Origin of the sequence: Pseudomonas sp. UYEF17 (genome assembly GCF_040546125.1) — a bacterium.
In the GTDB taxonomy this organism is placed as follows: Bacteria; Pseudomonadota; Gammaproteobacteria; order Pseudomonadales; family Pseudomonadaceae; genus Aquipseudomonas; species Aquipseudomonas putida_Z.
The window spans coordinates 12912-32235 of sequence record NZ_JBEPNE010000008.1; the positions used below are offsets into that span (position 1 = coordinate 12912).

Annotated in this window: 15 protein-coding genes; 14 read left to right on the forward strand and 1 reads right to left on the reverse strand. The window is 66.4% G+C overall.

Going from position 1 to position 19324, the window contains the following annotated elements:
- Positions 1 to 313: 313 nt before the first annotated feature.
- Entirely contained in the window at positions 314 to 1060 is a 747-nt protein-coding gene (locus ABIB24_RS14405; RefSeq protein ID WP_354316720.1) for an enoyl-CoA hydratase, read from the reverse strand.
- A 101-nt stretch (positions 1061 to 1161) separates the two neighbouring features.
- Between ABIB24_RS14405 and ABIB24_RS14410 the strand changes: the two genes are divergently transcribed.
- From ABIB24_RS14410 to ABIB24_RS14475, 14 genes are all read left to right on the forward strand, one after another.
- A complete protein-coding gene (locus ABIB24_RS14410; protein WP_015270774.1) occupies positions 1162 to 1806 on the forward strand; it encodes a TetR family transcriptional regulator C-terminal domain-containing protein in 645 nt (214 codons plus the stop codon).
- Between the two features lie 75 nt (positions 1807 to 1881).
- Positions 1882 to 2598 carry a response regulator gene (locus tag ABIB24_RS14415; RefSeq protein ID WP_012271826.1) on the forward strand — a complete coding sequence of 239 codons (717 nt, stop codon included), beginning with the start codon at positions 1882 to 1884 and terminating at the stop codon, positions 2596 to 2598.
- A complete protein-coding gene (locus tag ABIB24_RS14420; protein ID WP_354316723.1) occupies positions 2595 to 3371 on the forward strand; it encodes a substrate-binding periplasmic protein in 777 nt (258 codons plus the stop codon). The genes ABIB24_RS14415 and ABIB24_RS14420 overlap by 4 nt, the downstream gene beginning before the upstream one ends.
- Positions 3368 to 5620 carry an ATP-binding protein gene (locus ABIB24_RS14425; protein ID WP_354316725.1) on the forward strand — a complete coding sequence of 751 codons (2253 nt, stop codon included), beginning with the start codon at positions 3368 to 3370 and terminating at the stop codon, positions 5618 to 5620. Before ABIB24_RS14420 ends, ABIB24_RS14425 begins: the two co-directional genes overlap by 4 nt.
- Positions 5621 to 5837: 217 nt before the next feature.
- A complete protein-coding gene (locus tag ABIB24_RS14430) occupies positions 5838 to 7244 on the forward strand; it encodes an amino acid permease (protein ID WP_354316727.1) in 1407 nt (468 codons plus the stop codon).
- A 356-nt stretch (positions 7245 to 7600) separates the two neighbouring features.
- On the forward strand, positions 7601 to 8395 hold the full coding sequence (locus tag ABIB24_RS14435; RefSeq protein ID WP_354316729.1) for an enoyl-CoA hydratase/isomerase family protein: 795 nt from the start codon (positions 7601 to 7603) through the stop codon (positions 8393 to 8395).
- A 33-nt stretch (positions 8396 to 8428) separates the two neighbouring features.
- Positions 8429 to 9589 (forward strand): acyl-CoA dehydrogenase family protein, encoded by a 1161-nt coding sequence (locus ABIB24_RS14440; RefSeq protein ID WP_015270769.1) that lies wholly within the window; start codon positions 8429 to 8431, stop codon positions 9587 to 9589.
- A gap of 17 nt (positions 9590 to 9606) precedes the next feature.
- Positions 9607 to 11724, forward strand: a complete 2118-nt coding sequence (locus ABIB24_RS14445; protein ID WP_354316732.1) for an acetate--CoA ligase family protein — start codon at positions 9607 to 9609, stop codon at positions 11722 to 11724.
- Positions 11717 to 13324: a 5-guanidino-2-oxopentanoate decarboxylase gene (locus ABIB24_RS14450; RefSeq protein WP_354316734.1), complete on the forward strand. Its 1608-nt coding sequence runs from the start codon at positions 11717 to 11719 to the stop codon at positions 13322 to 13324. The genes ABIB24_RS14445 and ABIB24_RS14450 overlap by 8 nt, the downstream gene beginning before the upstream one ends.
- Before the next feature lie 34 nt (positions 13325 to 13358).
- On the forward strand, positions 13359 to 14588 hold the full coding sequence (alr, locus tag ABIB24_RS14455) for an alanine racemase (RefSeq protein WP_274079140.1): 1230 nt from the start codon (positions 13359 to 13361) through the stop codon (positions 14586 to 14588).
- Positions 14589 to 14612: 24 nt separating this feature from the next.
- On the forward strand, positions 14613 to 15803 hold the full coding sequence (locus ABIB24_RS14460) for a pyridoxal phosphate-dependent aminotransferase (RefSeq protein WP_354316736.1): 1191 nt from the start codon (positions 14613 to 14615) through the stop codon (positions 15801 to 15803).
- The gene (locus ABIB24_RS14465) at positions 15796 to 17211 is read left to right on the forward strand and encodes an aldehyde dehydrogenase family protein (RefSeq protein ID WP_085615315.1); all 1416 of its coding nucleotides are present in this window, start codon (positions 15796 to 15798) and stop codon (positions 17209 to 17211) included. Before ABIB24_RS14460 ends, ABIB24_RS14465 begins: the two co-directional genes overlap by 8 nt.
- A gap of 43 nt (positions 17212 to 17254) precedes the next feature.
- Entirely contained in the window at positions 17255 to 17956 is a 702-nt protein-coding gene (locus ABIB24_RS14470; protein ID WP_025338748.1) for an NAD(P)H-dependent oxidoreductase, read from the forward strand.
- A gap of 250 nt (positions 17957 to 18206) precedes the next feature.
- Positions 18207 to 19310 carry a polyamine ABC transporter substrate-binding protein gene (locus tag ABIB24_RS14475; RefSeq protein WP_137163671.1) on the forward strand — a complete coding sequence of 368 codons (1104 nt, stop codon included), beginning with the start codon at positions 18207 to 18209 and terminating at the stop codon, positions 19308 to 19310.
- Positions 19311 to 19324: the final 14 nt, after the last annotated feature.

Below are 19324 nucleotides of genomic sequence, written 5' to 3' on the forward strand. Positions count from 1 at the left end.
CTGCGTTGCAGCCCATCGCCGGCAAGCCGACGGGTGCAGCATTGATCTCGAGGTTGTCGCTGTACCTGTGGGAGCGGCCTTGTGTCGCGAAAGGGCCGCAACGCGGCCCCAGGATTGATGCACAATAGTTGAAATTGCCGGGGCTGCTTTGCAGCCCTTTCGCGACACAAGGCCGCTCCCACAGGGAATCGCGCCAACTTTTAGAATTTGAGCAAGACAGTTGCTCCCACAGGCACTGCACAAGGCTTGAGGTCGATGCAGTCGAGGTGGGAGCTGGCTTGCCGGCGATGGGCCGCAACGCGGCCCCTGGGTTTCAATCTTTGATCAACCCTCGCAACACCGCTCGCGCTTCTTCAGTGCGCAAGCACTCGATGAACAACCGGCTTTCCCGCGCCACTGTCGCCTCAAGCTCGGCCCGTTGGCCGTCCTTGAGCAGCCGCTTGCTGATGCGCAGCGCCGCCTGCGGGTAGCCTTGCAGCTGCCGCGCCAGGCGCCGGGCAGCTGCAAGGCACTGCTCACCGTCTTCATGCAGTTCATTGGCCAGCCCCCAGGCCACCATCCGTTCGCCGTCAAGCAACTCGTTTGCCAGCAGCAGGCGAGCCGCCCGGGCATGGCCAAGCAAGCGCGGCAGCAGCAGGCTGGAACCAAACTCCGGGCACACGCCCAACGGCGCGAAAGGGATGCGCAGCTTGGTCGTACGGCTGACCAGCACCTGATCGCAATGCAACAGCAAGGTGGCACCAATACCGATCGCCGCACCACTGACCGCGGCAATCAGCGGTTTGTCCAGGCCCATCACCACCCGCATCAGGCGGAACACCGGGCTGTCCAGGTCGGCGGGCGGGCTGTCGAGGAAGTCGCGCAAGTCATTGCCGGCGCTGAAGCAGTGCGGCCCACCGGTGATGATGATGGCTTCGACATCAGGGTCTTCACCTGCCGCCAGCAGCAGGTCGCCCAGCTGTTGGTACATGGCGGTGTTCAAGGCGTTGAGCTTGTCGGGGCGGTTGAAGGCCAGGGTCAGCAGGCCCTGGTCCAGGTCACGTGTGATCAGGTCGTTCATGGCAGCCGCTTTTGTTGTTGTGGGCATGGGTGCCAAGGGTTTATCACGCAGTCCGGCTTGTTGTACAGTCGTTCAGTCCAGCCCCAGCCCGAGAGCCGCCGATGAACCAGGAAGCCCGCTACCACCGCATGCTGCCGGAATTGCGCAAAGCCAACCTGGTCGAGGCGACCCTGGTATGCCTCAAGCGCCATGGCTTCCAGGGCGCGTCGATCCGCAAGATTTCGGCCGAGGCCGGGGTCTCGGTCGGGTTGATCAGCCATCACTACGCCGGCAAGGATGAGCTGGTGGCCGAAGCCTACATGGCGGTCACCGGCCGGGTGATGGGCCTGCTGCGCGAGGCCATGGCCCAGGCCGCGCCCAATGCCCGCGAACGGTTGTCGGCGTTCTTCCGCGCCTCGTTCTGCGCCGAGCTGCTCGACCCGCAATTGCTCGACGCCTGGCTGGCGTTCTGGGGCGCGGTGAAGACCGCCGACGCGATCAACCAGGTGCATGACCATTCCTATGGCGAATACCGCAATGAACTGAGCGGGCTGCTGGCCACGCTGGCCGGGGAGGAGGGCTGGCAGGGCTTCGATGCCGACCTCGCGGCCATCAGCCTGAGCGCCTTGCTCGATGGCCTGTGGCTGGAGTCGGGGCTCAACCCCGGTACCTTCACCCCCGAGCAGGGCGTGCTGATCTGCGAGGCCTGGGTCGATGGCCTGCAGGCCGGTGGCCGGCGCCGCTTCAGCCTGCCGGAGGGCTGTTGATCGCCTGTTCAGTAACGAGTACGCTGCTGTCGCGAGTGTGTAGAACAAACCAATAAAAAAAAGAGACGACACGCAATGACGCCTCGGGTATTGATCGTCGATGACGATCCGCTTATTCGTGACTTGCTGCAGGCCTATCTGTCCCAGGAAGGCTATGACGTGCACTGCGCCGACACCGCGGAAAAGGCCGAAGCCCTGCTCGGCAGCCAGGATGTCGACCTGGTGCTGCTGGACATCCGCCTGCCCGGCAAGGACGGCCTCACCCTGACCCGCGAGCTGCGGGTACGTTCGGAGGTCGGCATCATCCTCATCACTGGCCGCAACGACGACATCGACCGTATCGTCGGCCTGGAATGCGGCGCCGACGACTACGTGATCAAGCCGCTCAACCCCCGCGAACTGGTATCCCGCGCCAAGAACCTGATCCGCCGCGTGCGCCATGCCCGCGAGGTGCACCCGGCGCCGGCCTGCGCGCAATCGCTGAAGCAGTTCGCCGACTGGGCACTGGACACCGACCGCCGGCGCCTGATCGACGCCCGTGGCGGGCAAACCCTGCTGACCCATGGCGAGTTCCAGTTGCTCAGCGTGTTCCTGCGCAACAGCGGCCACACCCTCAGCCGCGACCAGTTGATGGACCAGATCCGCAACCGCGAGTGGGTGCCCAACGACCGCTCCATCGACGTGCTGGTCGGCCGCCTGCGGCGCAAGCTGCACGACGACCCGGCCGAGCCCCAGCTGATCATCACCATTCACGGCACCGGCTACCTGTTCACCGCCAGCGTGGCGGCATGACCCGCAGCGCCTGGGTGCTGGCCTTGGCATTGTTCGCCGTGCAAGCCAGTGCAAAGCAGCCGGTGCGCTATTGCGACTACCCGGTGTACCCGCCGATTTCCTGGAGTGACGGCCACCAGGTGCGTGGCCTGGCCCCCACCGTGGTGCGAGAGCTGTTCGCGCGCATGGGCTACGAAGTGCAGACCGTGGTGCTGGGTAACTGGAAGCGCTGCCTGATGGACGCCGCTGCCGGGCGGGTGGACGTGGTGCTGGCCTACAACAGCGACCAGCGTGACCAACGCATGCGCTTTTCCACGGTGCCGGTGGTGCGTGAGGAAGTGGCGGTGTTCTACAACCGCCTGCGGCCAGTGCAGTTCCAGCGCCTGGAGGACCTGGCCAGCTACCGCGGCGGCCTGTTGTACGGCGAAAGCTACGGCGCCGATTTCGACCGCTTCGTCGCCCGCCACCAGAACATCGAACGGGTGTCGTCCAGCCAGCAGAACTTCGGCAAGCTGATCCGTGGGCGCATCGACTACCTGATCCAGGAGCGGCGCACCGGCCAGCTGTTCATCGAAAACCTGCCCGGGGCGCAGGACATCCGCGTATTGCCCACGGCCCTGAGCGTGGACTACCTGCGCGTTGCGATATCACGGCAATCGCCCTTGAGCCAGCATATGGACGAAATCGACGCGCAGTTGCTGCGCATGAACCAGGCCGGCGAGATCGAGCGCTGGCTGGAGCAGAGCGAAGTGACCTACCGCGACATGGTCAACCTGCCGGCGGACGCCCGATGATCCGCCTGCGCACCGATGGCTTGCTGCGCCGCCTGCTGCTGTTCATTTTGCTGTTCAGCCTGTGCTTCACCGTGCTGGCCAGCTCGGTGCAGCTGTACTTCGAATACCGCCGCGAGATGCGCGATATCGAGGCGCGCATGGCGTTGATCCGCGCCGGTTACCTGGCCAGCCTGGAGCGCAGCCTGTGGGACCTGGACGAGGCACAGCTGGATACACAACTGCGCGGTCTGGTGGACTTTTCCGATGTTGCCCGGGTGCGCCTGGTCAGCGACGATTTCCAGCTGCTGCGCGGCGCCGCCGAGCCCAAGGGGCCGCTGCGCATCGAACGCTTCCCCCTCGATTACCAGCCGCCCTCTGGGCCGGCCAGGCACCTGGGCGAGCTGGAAGTGAGCATCGACCTGGGCGCGGTGCACAGGCGCCTGTATGCCACTGGCCTTGCCAGCCTGCTGTGGATGGGCGTGTTCCTGTGTGGCCTGGCGGTGGCGCTGTCGGGGCTGTTCTACCGCCTGGTCACCCGCCACCTGCAAGTGATGGCCGAGTTCGCCCGGCGTATTGGCGCCGGCCAGTGGCAGGAACCGTTGCGCCTGGGGCGCCGCACCTCGACGCGCCCGGACGAGATCGACACCGTGGCCAATGCCCTGGATGACATGCGCCGCGCCATCCTCAGCGACATCGAGCGCCGCGAACGCGACCGCCTGGCGTTGCAGGACAAGCGCGACGAACTGCAGGCCATGGTCGAGCGGCGCACCGCCAGCCTGGCCCGGGCCAAGGACGAGGCCGAAGCCGCCAACCTGGCCAAGTCACGCTTCCTGGCGACCATGAGCCATGAACTGCGCACACCGCTCAACGGCATTCTCGGCATGGCCGAGCTGCTGCGCGGCGGCCGGCTGGAGGCGGCCGACCGCCAGCGCGTCGAGGCCTTGTACAAGGCCGGCGAGGGGCTGCTGGCGATTCTCAACGAAGTGCTGTATTTCGCCCGGCTCGAGGAGGGCGAGAGCCGCGCCGAGCTGGTCGGTTTTTCGCTACGCCAGTTGTGCCAGGAAGTGCTGGCGCTGCTCGAACCCATGGCCAGGGACAATGGCGACGCCCTGCAGCTGGACATCGACGAGCAATTGGCCGAGTACCAGCACGGTGCCGAACAGTACCTGCGCCAGGTGCTCAGCAACCTGCTGGCCAACGCCATCAAGTTCACCGAACACGGCCAGGTGCAGCTTGCGGTGCAGGTACTGGCCAGTGACCAGGGCTCGCAGCGCGTGCGGGTGTCGGTCAGCGACAATGGCATCGGCATCGAGCCGGCTGTGCAGGCCAGGGTCTTCGACCGCTTCGTCCAGGCCAGCGAGGCGGTGGCCCGGCGCTACGGCGGCACCGGCCTGGGCCTGGCGATCTGCAAGCACCTGGTGGAAAAACTGGGGGGCTGCATTGGCCTGGACAGCGTGCAAGGGCAGGGTAGTTGCTTCTGGTTCGAACTCGACATGGCTCGCGGGCAGCCAGTGCAGGCCAACTCACCAGCCCCTTCGCCCCTGGCCAGCCTGGATATCCTGATAGTCGAGGACGTGGCATTGAACCGCGAGGTGGCCGGTGGGTTGCTGCTGCGCGATGGCCACCGGGTGAGCTTTGCCGAGGACGCCGGGCAAGCCCTGCAGGCCTGCGCACAGCGGCGCTTCGACCTGATCCTGCTCGACGTGCACCTGCCCGGCATGAGCGGGGTGGAGCTGTGCCGGCAACTGCGTGCCACCCCCGGGCCGAACCGCCACAGCCGGGTCCTGGCACTGACGGCTGGCGTGCAACCGGGGCAAGTGCCAGGGTACCTGGATGCCGGCATGCAGGGAGTGCTGGCCAAGCCCCTGCGGCTGGACAACCTGCGCCGGGCGCTGGCCGAAGCGGCGCCCGCTGAAGTGGCGGGCGTCGACGCGACAATGGACTGGTCATTGCTGGACACCCACCGCTCGCTGCTGGGTGAACAGAAGCTGCAAGGCCTGTTGAAGGTGCTGCGCCAGTCGCTGGAGCAGCACGCCACCGCGTTGGCCGAGGCGCTGCCGGCCCAGGACTTTACCGAAGTGCTGCACCTGGCCCACCGCCTGGCCGGCAGTTGCGACTCCCTGGGTTTTTCTGGCCTGGCTGCGTTGTTGCGGCGCCTTGAGGATGCTGCCCGGCAGCATGACGAACAGGCATTGAAAGCGCTCGGCGCGCCGCTGGCCACCGAGCTTGCCCAGGCCCGCGCCACCCTGGAACAGCTGATCCAGAGCTGACGTACAAAAAACTTACGACTTTTTACATCTTCGATCCGTTCGTACAACGGCACCTTACATCCGTTTCCAATAATCCAAGGCAACCGTGTTGCACGCGGTCCATGAGGCTTATTGGAGACAAGAATAATGACATGCCGTAGCGCTCAGCCCCTCCTTCCTACCACTCCGCGCGGCACCCCCGCGCGGCCTGGCACCAGCCGCAAAGGCGAGGTGCGCCATGACTGACAACCGCGAAAAGATCCAGCTCACCCGTGCGCTGAAAAGCCGGCACATCTTCATGCTGTCGCTGGGCGGGGTGATCGGCACCGGGCTGTTCATGGGCTCGGGCGTGACCATCAACCAGGGCGGCCCGGTCGGTGCGATCCTGGCTTACCTGGTCGCAGGTTTGCTTATGTACCTGGTGATGGTCTGCCTGGGCGAGCTGTCGGTGCAGATGCCGGTGTCCGGTTCGTTCCAGGCCCACGCCACCAAGTTCATCGGCCCGGCCACCGGCTTCATGATCGGCTGGGTGTACTGGATGAGCTGGGCCACCACCGTGGGCCTGGAGTTCACCGCCGCCGGCATGCTGATGACCCGCTGGTTCCCCGAGGTACCGATCTGGTATTGGTCGGCGCTGTTCGTGGTCGTGCTGTTCGGCCTCAACGCCCTGGCCACCCGTGCCTTCGGCGAGGCGGAGTACTGGTTCTCGGGGATCAAGGTGGCGACCATCCTCGGCTTCATCATCATCGGCCTGCTGGTGATCTTCGGCGCCATCCCGCTGAGCAGCGGGGCGCCGGCACCGATGCTGGACAACCTGGTGGGCGAGTCGCTGTTCCCCCATGGTCTGTCGGCGGTGTTCGCGGTGATGATGACCGTGGTCTATGCCTTCCAGGGCTGTGAAATCATGGGGGTGGCGGCCGGCGAGACCGAGCACCCGGAAAAGAGCATCCCACGGGCCGTGCGCAACGTGGTTTTCCGCGTGCTGATCTTCTACGTGCTGGCGATTGCCGTGCTCTCGGCCATCGTGCCGTTCGAGCAGGCCGGGCTGATGGAAAGCCCGTTCGTGCAGGTGTTCGACATGGTCGGCATCCCCTTTGCCGCCGACCTGATGAACTTCGTCATCCTCACGGCCATCCTTTCGGTGGGCAACTCCGGGCTGTATGCCTCCACGCGCATCCTCTGGGCCATGTCGAAGAGCGGCATGGCGCCGAAAAGCCTGTCGCCGCTGAGCAAGCGTGGCGTGCCGTTGCGGGCGCTGAGCATCACCCTGTGCTTTGCGCTGATCTCGCTGATGACCAGTTTCGTTGCCGCCGACACCCTGTTCATGGTGTTGATGGCGGTGAGTGGCATGTCCGGCACCGTGACCTGGATCGTCATCGCCCTGGCGCAGTACCGCTTCCGCAAGGTCTACCTGCGTGACGGTGGGCAACTGCAGGACCTGAAGTACAAGGCGCCGCTGTACCCGCTGGTGCCGCTGCTGTGCATCACCCTGTGCAGCTCGCTGTTCGTGTTCCTGGCGCTGGATGAAACCCAGCGGCCGTCGTTGTACTGGGGCTTTGGCTTCATTGCCCTGTGCTACGCGGCGTACTTCTTCGTCAACCGCCGTCGGCAGGGGGCCTTCGAGCCGAGTGTGCCGGGGGTTTGATTCGGGTGTTGGGCTGAAGATTGCCGGGGCCGCTTTGCGGCCCATCGCGACACAAGGCCGCTCCTACAGGGGAATCGCGCTCAGGCCCGGCCTGGCGCGATCTCTTGTAGGAGCGGCCTTGTGTCGCGAAAGGGGCGCAAAGCGCCCCCAGCAATCCGTCAGTTGTACAAAGTTGTAACAACCACCTCCTATCTCAACCTTGAGACAACAAATAAAACTAATAAAAACAACGACATATATCGTTTCCAAGTGTTGTTACAGCCCAATCCCCGCCCAATTGCCGCCTTGTTGAACACTCGTTTAGTATCTCCCTCATCAAGCCCTCTCAAACCATCACAACAACACCGAGGCCCCCCATGACCACCCCGTCGTCGTCACTGTTGAGCAAGGTCGAAGCCGGCGTTGCCTGGATCACCCTCAACCGCCGCGAGCAGCGCAACGCGCTGGACATCCCCACCCTCAAGCGACTGCACGCCCTGCTGGAAACCTGCAACAGCGACCCGGCCGTGCGCGTGGTGGTGCTGACCGGCAGCGGGCGCAGCTTCTGCGCCGGTGCCGACCTGGCCGAATGGGCTGCGGCCGAGGCCCAGGGCACCCTGGAAAGCTACGGCTGGACCGAAACCGCCCACGCCCTGATGTTGCGCCTGCACAGCCTCGACAAGCCCACCATCGCTGCCATCAACGGCACCGCCGTGGGCGGTGGCATGGACCTCAGCCTGTGCTGCGACCTGCGCATCGCCGCGGCCTCGGCGCGCTTCAAGGCCGGCTACACCAGCATGGGCTACAGCCCCGATGCCGGGGCCAGCTGGCACCTGCCACGGCTGATCGGCAGCGAGCAGGCCAAGCGCCTGTTGTTCCTCGATGAACTGTGGGGTGCCGAACGTGCCCTGGCGGCCGGGCTGGTCAGCGAAGTCTGCGCCGACGAGCAACTGCCCGCCGTGGCCGCCGAGCTGGCCGGGCGCCTGGCCAACGGCCCTACCTTCGCCTACGCGCAGACCAAGCGGCTGATCCGCGATGGCGCCCGGCGCACCTTGGCCGAGCAGCTGGAAGCCGAGCGCCAGGCCGGCCTGCTGTGCGGGCGCAGCCAGGACGGTGCCGAGGCGCTGCAAGCCTCGGTGGAACGCCGCGCCCCCCGTTTCACCGGCCAGTAACCCGATAACCGACCCTCACCAGGACCTTCGCAGATGAATTTCCAACTGACCCAAGAACAAGAAATGTTGGTGGAAGCGGTACGCAGCTTTGTCGCCAAGGAGCTGCTGCCCCATGAGGAGGCGGTGGACCGCGCCGATGCCGTATCGCCCGAGCTGGCTGCGCAGATCCGCGGCAAGGCCATCGCCGCCGGGTTCTATGCCTTCAACATGCCCGAGGAGGTCGGCGGCGGTGGCCTGGACTATCTGTCCCAGGCGCTGATCGAGCGCGAACTGTCCAAGGTGTCCTGGGCCCTGCACGTGTTCGTCGCGCGGCCATCGAAAATCCTCATGGCCTGCAAGGACGAGCAGATCAACGACTACCTGTTGCCCTGCGTGCAGGGCGAGAAGATCGACTGCTTCGCTCTCACCGAGCCGGGCGCCGGCTCCGATGCCAACGCCATCAAGACCCGTGCCGTGCGCCAGGGTGACGACTTCGTCATCAACGGCAGCAAGCACTTCATCAGCCATGCCGGCCACGCCGATTTCGCCATCGTCTTCGCCGTCACCGACACCTACGAGCACAACGGGCGCAAGCGCAACGCGGTAACGGCCTTCCTGGTCGACCGGGGCACGCCGGGCATGACCATCCGCCGTGGCCCCAAGTGCGTGAGCAACCGTGGCTACCACACCTACGAGCTGTTCTTCGACGACTGCCGGGTGCCGGCCAGCAAGGTGCTGGGTGAGGTCGGCAAGGGCTGGGAGGTGGCCAACGCCTGGCTCACCGCCGGCCGGGTGATGGTCGCCGCCAACTGCGTGGGCCAGGCCCAGCGTGCCCTCGACCTGTCGCTGCAATGGGCCGCCGACCGCAAGCAGTTCGGCCAGGCCATCGGCAGCTACCAGGGGGTTTCGTTCAAGCTGGCCGATATGGCCACGCAGATTCGCGCTGCGGAAATGCTCACCCTGCACACCGCCTGGAAAATGGACCAGGGCAGCATGACCGACGGCGAGGCCGGCATGGCCAAGCTGTTCGCCAGCGAGGTGCTGGGCAAGGTTGCCGACGAAGCCGTGCAGATCTTCGGCGGCATGGGCCTGATGGATGAAGGGCCGGTCGAGCGCATCTGGCGCAACGCACGCATCGAGCGCATCTGGGAAGGCACCTCGGAAATCCAGCGGCACATCATCGCCCGCGAACTGCTGCGCCCGCTGCTGCGCTGAGCGCCAGGAGAACACCCATGTCGCATTCGATTCGTGACAACCTCAAGCGCCTGCTGGCACCCCGGCACCTGGCCTTCGTCGGCGGGCGCAGCATGGCGCGGGCGCTCAAGCGCTGCGCCGAAGGTGGCTTTGGCGGCGAGCTGTGGCTGGTCAACCCGCAGCATGACAGCCTCGAAGGTATCCCCTGTGTGGCGCGTGTGGCCGACTTGCCCCATGCCCCGGACGCGGTGTTCATCGCCACCAACCGCGAACTGACCCTGCAGTGCGTTGCCGAGCTGGCCGCACGCGGCGCCGGTGGCGCCATCTGCTATGCCTCGGGTTTTGCCGAAAGCGGCGAAGAGGGCCGCCAGCTGCAGCAGCGCCTGCTCGCCGCCGCCGGCAACATGGCCTTGCTCGGCCCCAACTGCTACGGCCTGCTCGACTACCTGCATGGCGCTGCCCTGTGGCCGGTGGCCCATGGTGGCCAGCAGGTGGAGAAGGGCGTGGCGATCCTCACCCAGAGCGGCAACTTCGCCTACAACCTGTCGATGAGCGACCGTTCGCTGCCGGTGGCCTACATGGCCTCGGTCGGCAACCAGGCACAACTGGGCGTGGCCGAGCTGATGGACGTGCTGCTCGACGACCCACGGGTAACCGCCATCGGCCTGCATCTGGAAGGCCTGAAGAACGTGCCGGGCTTCGCCCGTGCTGCGTGCAAGGCGTTGCAGCAGGGCACGCCGATCATTGCGTTGAAGACCGGCGTGTCGCAGATCGGCGCCGAACTGGCGCTCAGCCACACCAGCTCGCTGTCCGGCTCCGATGCCTTGTACGACAGCCTGTTCCAGCGCCTGGGCGTGATCCGCGTCAGTGGCCCGGTGAGCTTCGTCGAAACCCTCAAGGCCGCCGCCTGTGGCCGCCTGCCGGTGGGTGGCGAGCTGATTGCCCTGGCTTGTTCCGGTGGCGATGCCGGCTTGATCGCCGACTATGCCGAGCGCAACCAGCTGGTCCTGCCGAAGCTTGCACAAGGGCAGGTGGCGCAGTTGGCCGAGGTGCTGCCGGCCTATGCCAACCTGGTCAACCCGCTGGATTTCACCACTGCCATCTGGGGTGATGCAGCGGCCCTGCAACGCATGCTCGACAGCACCCTGAGCGGCGCAGCCGACGCGGCCATGCTGGTGCTGGACTACCCGGCGGCGTTCACCGGCGAACGCAAGGAATGCGACCTGCTGCTGGCGCTGTACTGCGATGCGCTGGAGCGCCACGGCAAGATCGGCTTCGTCACCTCGGCATTCCCGGAGCTGTTGCCCGCCTGCGCGCGCGAGCGTTTGCACGCGCGTGGCATCGCCGCCCTGCAGGGCGTGGAGGATGGCCTGGCAGCCTGGGGCCGCATCGTCGCCTACCAGCGCAACCGCCAGCGGCTGCTGGAACAGGGTGAGGCCGCCCGGGTGCCGCTGTGCCCGCAGGCTCTTGGGGGTGAGGGCCAGCTGCTGGACGAATGGCAATCCAAGCAAGCCCTGCGTGCCTTCGGCCTGCCGGTACCGGCAGGGGTGCTGAGCACACCCGAGCGCGCTGTGGCAGATGCCGCCCGTGTCGGTTACCCGCTGGTACTGAAGGCGGTCAGCGCGCAACTGCCGCACAAGACCGAAGCCGGTGCAGTGGCGCTGAACCTGCGCGATGCCGCCGCCCTCGAGGTTGCGCTGGTGCAGATGCGCCAGCGCATCGCCGCCTACGCCCCGCAGGTAGCGTTCGACCAGGTGCTGCTCGAACCGATGGCCGAGCCGCCGCTGGCCGAACTGATCGTCGGCATCAAGCGCGAGCCCGACTTCGCCTTGGCCCTGGTGATCGGTGCCGGTGGCGTGCTGGTCGAGCTGCTCAAGGACAGCGTCAGCCTGTTGCTGCCGACCACCGACAACGCCATCCGCGCCGCGCTGCTCGGCCTGCGCAGCGCCAGCCTGCTGCAAGGCTTCCGTGGCCGCCCGGCCGCCGACCTCGACGCACTGGTTGCGGCTATCCGCGCGGTGGCCGACTACGCCTGCGAAAACGCCGGGCAACTGCTGGAGCTGGATGTGAACCCATTGATGGTCGGTGCCCATGGCACTACCGCGGTCGACGCGCTGATCCGCCTCGGCCAGGCGCAAGGAGAACGACATGAATAAGCACACCCCGACCGCCGGCCAGGCGTTGGTGCGCCTGCTGGCCAACTACGGCGTGGAGACGGTATTCGGCATCCCCGGCGTGCACACCCTGGAGCTGTACCGCGGCCTGCCGGGCAGCGGCATCCGCCATGTGCTGACCCGCCACGAGCAGGGCGCCGGCTTCATGGCCGACGGCTATGCACGGGTAAGCGGCAAACCGGGGGTGTGCTTCGTCATCACCGGCCCGGGCGTGACCAATGCCGCCACCGCCATCGGCCAGGCCTACGCCGACTCCATCCCGATGCTGGTGATTTCCAGCGTCAACCACACGGCCAGCCTGGGCAAGGGCTGGGGCTGCCTGCACGAAACCCAGGACCAGCGCGCCATGACCGCGCCGATTACCGCGTTCTCTGCCGTGGCCCTGCGCGGCGACGACCTGCCCGAGCTGATCGCTCGTGCCTGGGCCGTGTTCGACAGCGAACGGCCGCGCCCGGTGCACATCTCGGTGCCGCTGGACGTACTGGCCGCGCCGGTCAGCCGTGACTGGAGCGCTGAGGTGGTGCGCCGCCCCGGGCGTGGCCAGCCGTGCCGCGACATCCTCGACCAGGCCGCCGTGAAGCTGGCCGCCGCCAAACGGCCGATGATCATTGCCGGTGGTGGGGCATTGCACGCGGCCGAGCAGCTGCAGCAGCTGAGCACCCGGCTGGCAGCGCCATTGTTCACCAGCGTGGCCGGCAAGGGCCTGCTGCCTACGGACGCGCCACTGAATGCCGGCGCCAGCCTGTGCGTCGAGCCCGGCTGGCAACTGATCAGCCAGGCCGACGTGGTGCTGGCAGTGGGTACCGAAATGGCCGACACCGACTTCTGGCGCGAGCGCCTGCCGATCAGCGGCGAGCTGCTGCGCGTGGACATCGACCCGCGCAAGTTCAACGACTTCTACCCCTGTGCCATCGCCCTGCACGGTGATGCCCGGCAAACCCTGGCCGGCCTGCTCGAGCACCTGCCAGCGCTGGACCGTGACCCGGCCCAGGCCAGCGAAGCAGTGGCCAACCTGCGCCAGGCCATTCGCAGCGGGCATGCGCCGCTGCAGGCCGTGCACCAGGCAATCCTCGACCGCATTGCCGCCGTGCTACCCGACGATGCCTTCATCAGCAGCGACATGACCCAGCTGGCCTACACCGGCAACTACGCCTTTGCCAGCCGGGCGCCGCGCAGCTGGCTGCACCCCACCGGCTACGGCACCCTGGGCTACGGCCTGCCGGCCGGCATCGGCGGCATGTTCGCCAGCGACCACCGCCCAGGCCTGGTGCTGGTGGGCGACGGCGGCTTCCTCTACACCGCCCAGGAACTGGCCACGGCAGTCGAGGAGCTGGACCGACCGTTGGTCGTGCTGTTGTGGAACAATGACGCCCTTGGCCAGATCCGTGACGACATGCTCGGCCTGGACATCGAGCCGGTCGGCGTACTGCCGCGCAATCCGGACTTCATCGGCCTGGCCCGTGCCTTTGGTTGCACGGTGCGCCAGCCGCGTGACCTGGATGCACTGCAGGCCGATCTGGCCAGCGGTTTCGCCACCCCCGGCGTCACCTTCATCGAACTCAAACACACCTGCGTCTGCTAAGCGGCAGACACCACGAACAACAAGAGAAACCACCATGCCATTTCGCCGTACCCTCCTGGCTGCATCCCTCGCTCTGCTGATCACCGGCCAGGCCCCGCTGTACGCCGCACCACCCCTGTCGATGGACAACGGCACCACGGCCCTGACCGTGCAGAACAGCAACGCCTGGGTCGAAATCAGTGCCGGCGCGCTGCAACACAACATCCGTACCTTGCAGGCCGAGCTGGGCGGCAAGTCCAAGCTGTGCGCCGTGCTCAAGGCCGACGCCTATGGCCACGGTATCGGCCTGGTCATGCCGTCGATCATCGCCCAGGGCGTGCCTTGCGTGGCGGTGGCCAGCAACGAGGAGGCCCGCGTGGTCCGCGCCAGCGGCTTCACCGGGCAACTGGTGCGGGTGCGCCTGGCCAGCCTCAGCGAAGTGGAAGATGCCTTGCAGTACGACATGGAAGAACTGGTCGGCAGCGCCGAGTTCGCCCGCCAGCTCGATGCCCTCGCCGAACGCCACGGCAAGACCCTGCGCATTCATCTGGCGCTCAATTCCAGTGGCATGAGCCGCAACGGCGTGGAAATGACCACCTGGTCCGGCCGGGGTGAAGCGCTGCAGATCACCGACCAGAAGCACCTCCAGCTGGTCGCGCTGATGACTCACTTCGCCGTGGAAGACAAGGACGATGTGCGCAAAGGCCTGGCAGCGTTCAACGAGCAGACCGACTGGCTGATCAAACACGCGAAACTCGATCGCAGCAAGCTCACCCTGCACGCCGCCAACTCCTTCGCTACGCTGGAAGTGCCGGAAGCGCGCCTGGACATGGTGCGCACCGGCGGCGCGCTGTTCGGCGACACCGTGCCGACGCACACCGAATACCAACGTGCCATGCAGTTCAAGTCGCACGTGGCAGCGGTGCACAGCTACCCGGCAGGCAACACCGTCGGCTATGACCGCACCTTCACGCTGGCGCGTGATTCGCGCCTGGCCAACATCACCGTCGGCTACTCCGATGGCTACCGCCGGGTGTTCACCAACAAGGGCCATGTGCTGATCAACGGCCACCGTGTGCCGGTGGTGGGCAAGGTGTCGATGAACACGTTGATGGTCGATGTCACCGACTTCCCCGATGTGAAGGGTGGCAACGAAGTGGTGCTGTTCGGCAAACAGGCCGGGGGTGAAATCACCCAGGCCGAAATGGAAGAAATCAACGGCGCGCTGCTCGCCGACCTGTACACCGTATGGGGCAGTTCCAACCCGAAGATTCTCGTCGACTGAAACCGCCAATGAAGGGAGATTGCCATGCGCTACGCCAAGCTCACTCAACGCATCGCCGGCGACGGGGCCGCGGCCTGGGACATCCACTACCGCGCCCTGGCGCTGCAGGCCGAGGGCAAGGATATCCTGCTGCTGTCGGTGGGTGACCCGGACTTCGACACCCCCGCGCCGATCGTCGAGGCGGCCATCGACAGCCTGCGTGCGGGCCACACCCATTACGCCGATGTGCGCGGCAAGCTGGCGCTGCGCCAGGCCATCGCCAACCGCCACCGCCAGCGCAGCGGCCAGGCCGTCGATGCCGACCAGGTGACGGTGCTGGCGGGAGCCCAATGTGCGCTGTACTGCGTGGCCCAGTGCGTGCTCGACCCGGGTGACGAGGTGATTGTCGCCGAGCCCATGTACGTGACCTACGAGGCGGTGTTCGGGGCCTGTGGCGCCAAGGTGGTGCCGGTGCCGGTCAAGCCGGAGAACGGCTTTCGCGTGTGCCCGCGTGACGTGGCCGCGCGCATCACCCCGCGCACCCGCGCCCTGGCCCTGAACAGCCCGCACAATCCCTCGGGGGCGAGCCTGTCGCGCGCCACCTGGGAAGCGCTGGCCGAGCTGTGCATCGCCCACGACCTGTGGCTGATTTCCGATGAGGTGTACAGCGAGCTGTTGTACGACGGCGAGCATGTCAGCCCTGGCAGCCTGCCGGGCATGGCCGAGCGCACCGCCACCCTCAACAGCCTGTCGAAGTCGCATGCCATGACCGGTTGGCGGATGGGCTGGGTGGTCGGTTCGACCGAGCTTGCCACCCACCTGGAAAACCTCGCCCTGTGCATGCTGTACGGCTCGCCGGACTTCATCCAGGACGCCGCCGTGGTGGCGCTGGAGCAACAACTCCCGGAACTGGATGTCATGCGCGAAGCCTATCGCCAGCGTCGCGACCTGGTGTGCGAGCAGTTGGCCGACTGCCCGGGCATCAAGGTGCTCAAGCCCGATGGCGGTATGTTCGTGATGGTCGATATCCGCGAGACCGGCCTCAGTGCCCAGGCCTTCGCCGATTGCCTGCTCGACAGCCAGGGTGTGTCGGTGCTCGCCGGCGAAGCCTTCGGCCCCAGCGCTGCCGGGCATATCCGCCTGGGCCTGGTATTGGGTAACGAGGCCTTGGCCGACGCTTGCCGGCGCATCGCCCGCTGCGCCGCCGCACTGATGCAGGGGCAGGCCCATGCGTGAGTATGCGCGGCTGTACATCGACGGCGCCTGGCAGGTACCGAGCGGGCAGGGTATGGCCGAGGTGATCGACCCGGCCACCGAACAGGCCATCGGCCGGGTGCCGCTGGGCGCCGAGGCCGATGTCGAACGGGCGGTGATGGCTGCGCGGCGGGCCTTCGATGGCTGGTCGCGCACACCGTCCAGCGTACGCGCCGGGTACATAACGGCGCTGGCCGCACAGCTGAAGAGCCGTGCCGCGGAAATGGCCTCGCTCATCACCGATGAGCTGGGCATGCCGGTGCAGTGGTGCCAGGCGGTACAGGTCGAGGGCCCGATTGCCGGGCTGGAGCAGTACGCCGAACTGGCCGGGCTGATGGATGAGGTGCGCGAAGTCGGCAACTCGCTGGTGTACCGCGAGGCCGTTGGCGTGTGCGCGTTCATCAACCCGTGGAACTACCCGCTGCACCAGATGATCGGCAAGCTGGCGCCGGCCCTGGCCGCCGGCTGCACGGTGGTGGTCAAGCCCAGCCAGGAAACACCGCTGCATGCGTTCCTGCTGGCCGAGATGATCGAGGCCATCGGCCTGCCGGCCGGGGTGTTCAACCTGGTCAGCGGGCCGGGGGCCAAGGTCGGCGAGGCCCTGGCCCGGCACCCGCAGGTGGACATGGTGTCGTTCACCGGCTCCACCGGCGCCGGGGTGCGCGTGGCCCAGGCGGCCGCGCCGACGGTCAAGCGGGTGTGCCTGGAGCTGGGCGGCAAGTCGCCGCTGCTGATCACCGCCGACGCCGACCTGCACGCGGCGGTGCGCCATGGCGTGCAGGACGTGATGATCAACTCGGGGCAGACCTGCACGGCCCTGACCCGCATGCTGCTGCCGGCCAGCCGCTACGCCGAGGCGCTGGAGATTGCCGAGGCCGAGACCCGTACGCTGGTCATGGGCGACCCGCGTGACCCGGCCAGCTTCCTCGGGCCGATGTGTTCGGCAGGCCAGCGGCGCACCGTGCTCGACTACATTCGCCTGGGGCAGGAAGAGGGTGCGCGCCTGCTGTGCGGCGGTGATACGCCGGCCGGCTTCGAGCGCGGCTTCTACGTGGCGCCGACGTTGTTCGCCGATGTCGACAACCGCATGCGCATCGCCCAGGAGGAAATTTTCGGCCCGGTGCTGTGCCTGATCCCCTATGCCGACGAGGCCCAGGCGCTGGCCCTGGCCAACGATTCGCCGTTTGGCCTGTCCAGCGCGGTGTGGGCCGGTAGCCGCGAGCACGGCCTGGCCCTGGCGCGGCAGATACGCGCCGGGCAGTGCTTCATCAACGGTGGCGGGTTCAACTACCAGGCACCGTTTGGTGGCTACAAACAGTCGGGCAACGGGCGCGAGTGGGGCGAGGAGGGCCTGGCGGAGTTCGTCGAGGTGAAAGCGGTGCAGTGCTGAGCCACAGCTGGAAGACAACCTGTTTTGTGTGAGGAGAATGTTTGTGAATGTACTGATCGTCCACGCTCACCCCGAGCCGCAATCGTTCACTGCTGCCCTGCGTGACCAAGCCGTGGAAACCTTCCGCGCCCAGGGCCACCAGGTGCAGGTCAGCGACCTGTACGCCATGGGCTGGAACCCGGTGGCCAGTGCCGATGACTTCAGCCAGCGCGAAAACCCCGAGTACCTGGTGTATGCCCTGGAGCAGCGCCAGGGGGTCAAGCGTGGTGCCATTGCCGCGGATATCCAGCAGGAGCTGGACAAGCTGCTGTGGGCCGACTTGCTGGTGCTGAACTTCCCGATCTTCTGGTTCTCGGCGCCGGCCATGCTCAAGGGCTGGATCGACCGGGTGCTGGTGTCGGGGGTGTGCTATGGCGGCAAGCGCTTCTACGACCAGGGCGGGTTGGCGGGCAAGAAAGCGCTGGTGACCGTTACCCTGGGCGGGCGCGAGCACATGTTTGGCGACGGGGCGATTCATGGGCCGCTGGAAGACATGCTGCGGCCGATCTTGCGCGGCACGCTGGCCTACGTGGGGTTCGAGGTGCTGCCGCCGTTCGTGGCCTGGCATGTGCCGTACATCAGTGACGAGGCGCGGCAGGCGTTTTTGCAGCAGTACCGGCAGCGCCTGGAGCAGCTCTCGGACGACCAGCCTTTGGTGTTCCCGCGTCTGGAGCAGTTTGATGAGGCGTTGTATCCGCTGGCGTGAGCTTTTGCTCGAACCACTGGGGCCGCGTTGCGGCCCATCGCGACACAAGGCCGCTCCTACAGGATCCGCGTACCCTGTAGGAGCGGCCTTGTGTCGCGAAAGGGCTGCAAAGCAGCCCCAGAATTCTGTCGGCATACGACATTCTGCCAAAAAACGACCACCCACACATTCGGGGTATGTCCCCCTTCGGCAAATCCCTCGATAGTGCCCCCATCGGCTCGATCCCGAGCACTCACACGATGGAGTTGCCATGCGCAAGGTACTGAAGGTGATTGGCGGTCTGCTGCTGGCGTCTGGCGCCAGCCTGGCCCAGGCGGCAGAGGTGGACAGCGGTAACACGTTGCGGTTGTACAACTGGACCGACTATATCGGCGAAACCACCCTGGCCGACTTCGAGAAGGCCACCGGCATCAAGGTCATCTACGACACCTTCGACGGCTACGAAACGGTACAGACCAAACTGCTCACCGGCCGCTCCGGCTACGACCTGGTCATGCTCAACGCTTCCCTGGTACCCCCGCTGATCAGTGCCGGGGTGTTCCAGGCGCTGGACAAGCAGCAACTGCCCAGCTGGCACAACCTCGACCCGCAGGTGGTGAACAACCTGCAAGGCTACGACCCCGGCCTGAAATACTCGGCGCCCTACACCTGGGGCAGCTCGGGGGTAACCTACAACGTCGACAAGATCACCGCGCGCATGCCCGATGCCCCCATCGGCTCGCTGGCCATGCTGTTCGACCCCAGGATCGTCTCGCGCTTCGCCGACTGTGGCGTCACCCTGATGGATGCGCCGACCGAAGTCATTCCGCTGGCCCTGCAGTACCTGGGCAAGGACCCACGCAGCGCATCGCCGGCCGACCTCAAGGCGGCCGAACAACTGCTGCTGGGCATTCGCCCGTACATTCGCAAGTTCGATTCGGTCAATTACCTCACCAGCCTGCCCAACGGCGATGTCTGCCTGGCCCTGACCTGGTCCGGCGACTACGCCACCGCCCAGGCCCGCGCGGTGGAAGCGAAGAAGGACATCAAGCTGTCGTTCTTCATTCCCCAGGAAGGCTCGCTGATCTGGTTCGACAACCTGTACATCCCCAAGGATGCACCGCACGCGGCCAACGCCCACCGCTTCATCGAGTTCCTGCTGCAGCCGCAGACCATGGCCAAGGTCACCGACTACATCCACTACGCCAACAGCAACGCCGCCGCCACCGCGCTGGTGCGCGACGAGATCCGCCAGGACCCGGCCATCTACCCCGACGCGCAAACCCGCGAGCGCCTGTTCGCGCAGAAAACCCAGAGCCCGAAGGACATGCGCGCCATCACCCGGGTCTGGAGCACGGTCAAGACCGGTTTCTGAACACTGCCCAACGA

Bases quoted from the DNA above. Each gene is read 5' to 3' on its own strand.
- ABIB24_RS14465 (WP_085615315.1), top strand. From the start codon at position 15,796: ATGCGTGAGTATGCGCGGCTGTACATCGACGGCGCCTGGCAGGTACCG.
- ABIB24_RS14430 (WP_354316727.1), top strand. From the start codon at position 5,838: ATGACTGACAACCGCGAAAAGATCCAGCTCACCCGTGCGCTGAAAAGC.
- ABIB24_RS14445 (WP_354316732.1), top strand. From the start codon at position 9,607: ATGTCGCATTCGATTCGTGACAACCTCAAGCGCCTGCTGGCACCCCGG.
- ABIB24_RS14415 (WP_012271826.1), top strand. From the start codon at position 1,882: ATGACGCCTCGGGTATTGATCGTCGATGACGATCCGCTTATTCGTGAC.
- ABIB24_RS14405 (WP_354316720.1), bottom strand. From the start codon at position 1,060: ATGAACGACCTGATCACACGTGACCTGGACCAGGGCCTGCTGACCCTG.
- ABIB24_RS14475 (WP_137163671.1), top strand. From the start codon at position 18,207: ATGCGCAAGGTACTGAAGGTGATTGGCGGTCTGCTGCTGGCGTCTGGC.
- ABIB24_RS14450 (WP_354316734.1), top strand. From the start codon at position 11,717: ATGAATAAGCACACCCCGACCGCCGGCCAGGCGTTGGTGCGCCTGCTG.
- ABIB24_RS14420 (WP_354316723.1), top strand. From the start codon at position 2,595: ATGACCCGCAGCGCCTGGGTGCTGGCCTTGGCATTGTTCGCCGTGCAA.
- ABIB24_RS14435 (WP_354316729.1), top strand. From the start codon at position 7,601: ATGACCACCCCGTCGTCGTCACTGTTGAGCAAGGTCGAAGCCGGCGTT.
- ABIB24_RS14425 (WP_354316725.1), top strand. From the start codon at position 3,368: ATGATCCGCCTGCGCACCGATGGCTTGCTGCGCCGCCTGCTGCTGTTC.
- ABIB24_RS14410 (WP_015270774.1), top strand. From the start codon at position 1,162: ATGAACCAGGAAGCCCGCTACCACCGCATGCTGCCGGAATTGCGCAAA.
- ABIB24_RS14460 (WP_354316736.1), top strand. From the start codon at position 14,613: ATGCGCTACGCCAAGCTCACTCAACGCATCGCCGGCGACGGGGCCGCG.
- ABIB24_RS14440 (WP_015270769.1), top strand. From the start codon at position 8,429: ATGAATTTCCAACTGACCCAAGAACAAGAAATGTTGGTGGAAGCGGTA.
- alr (WP_274079140.1), top strand. From the start codon at position 13,359: ATGCCATTTCGCCGTACCCTCCTGGCTGCATCCCTCGCTCTGCTGATC.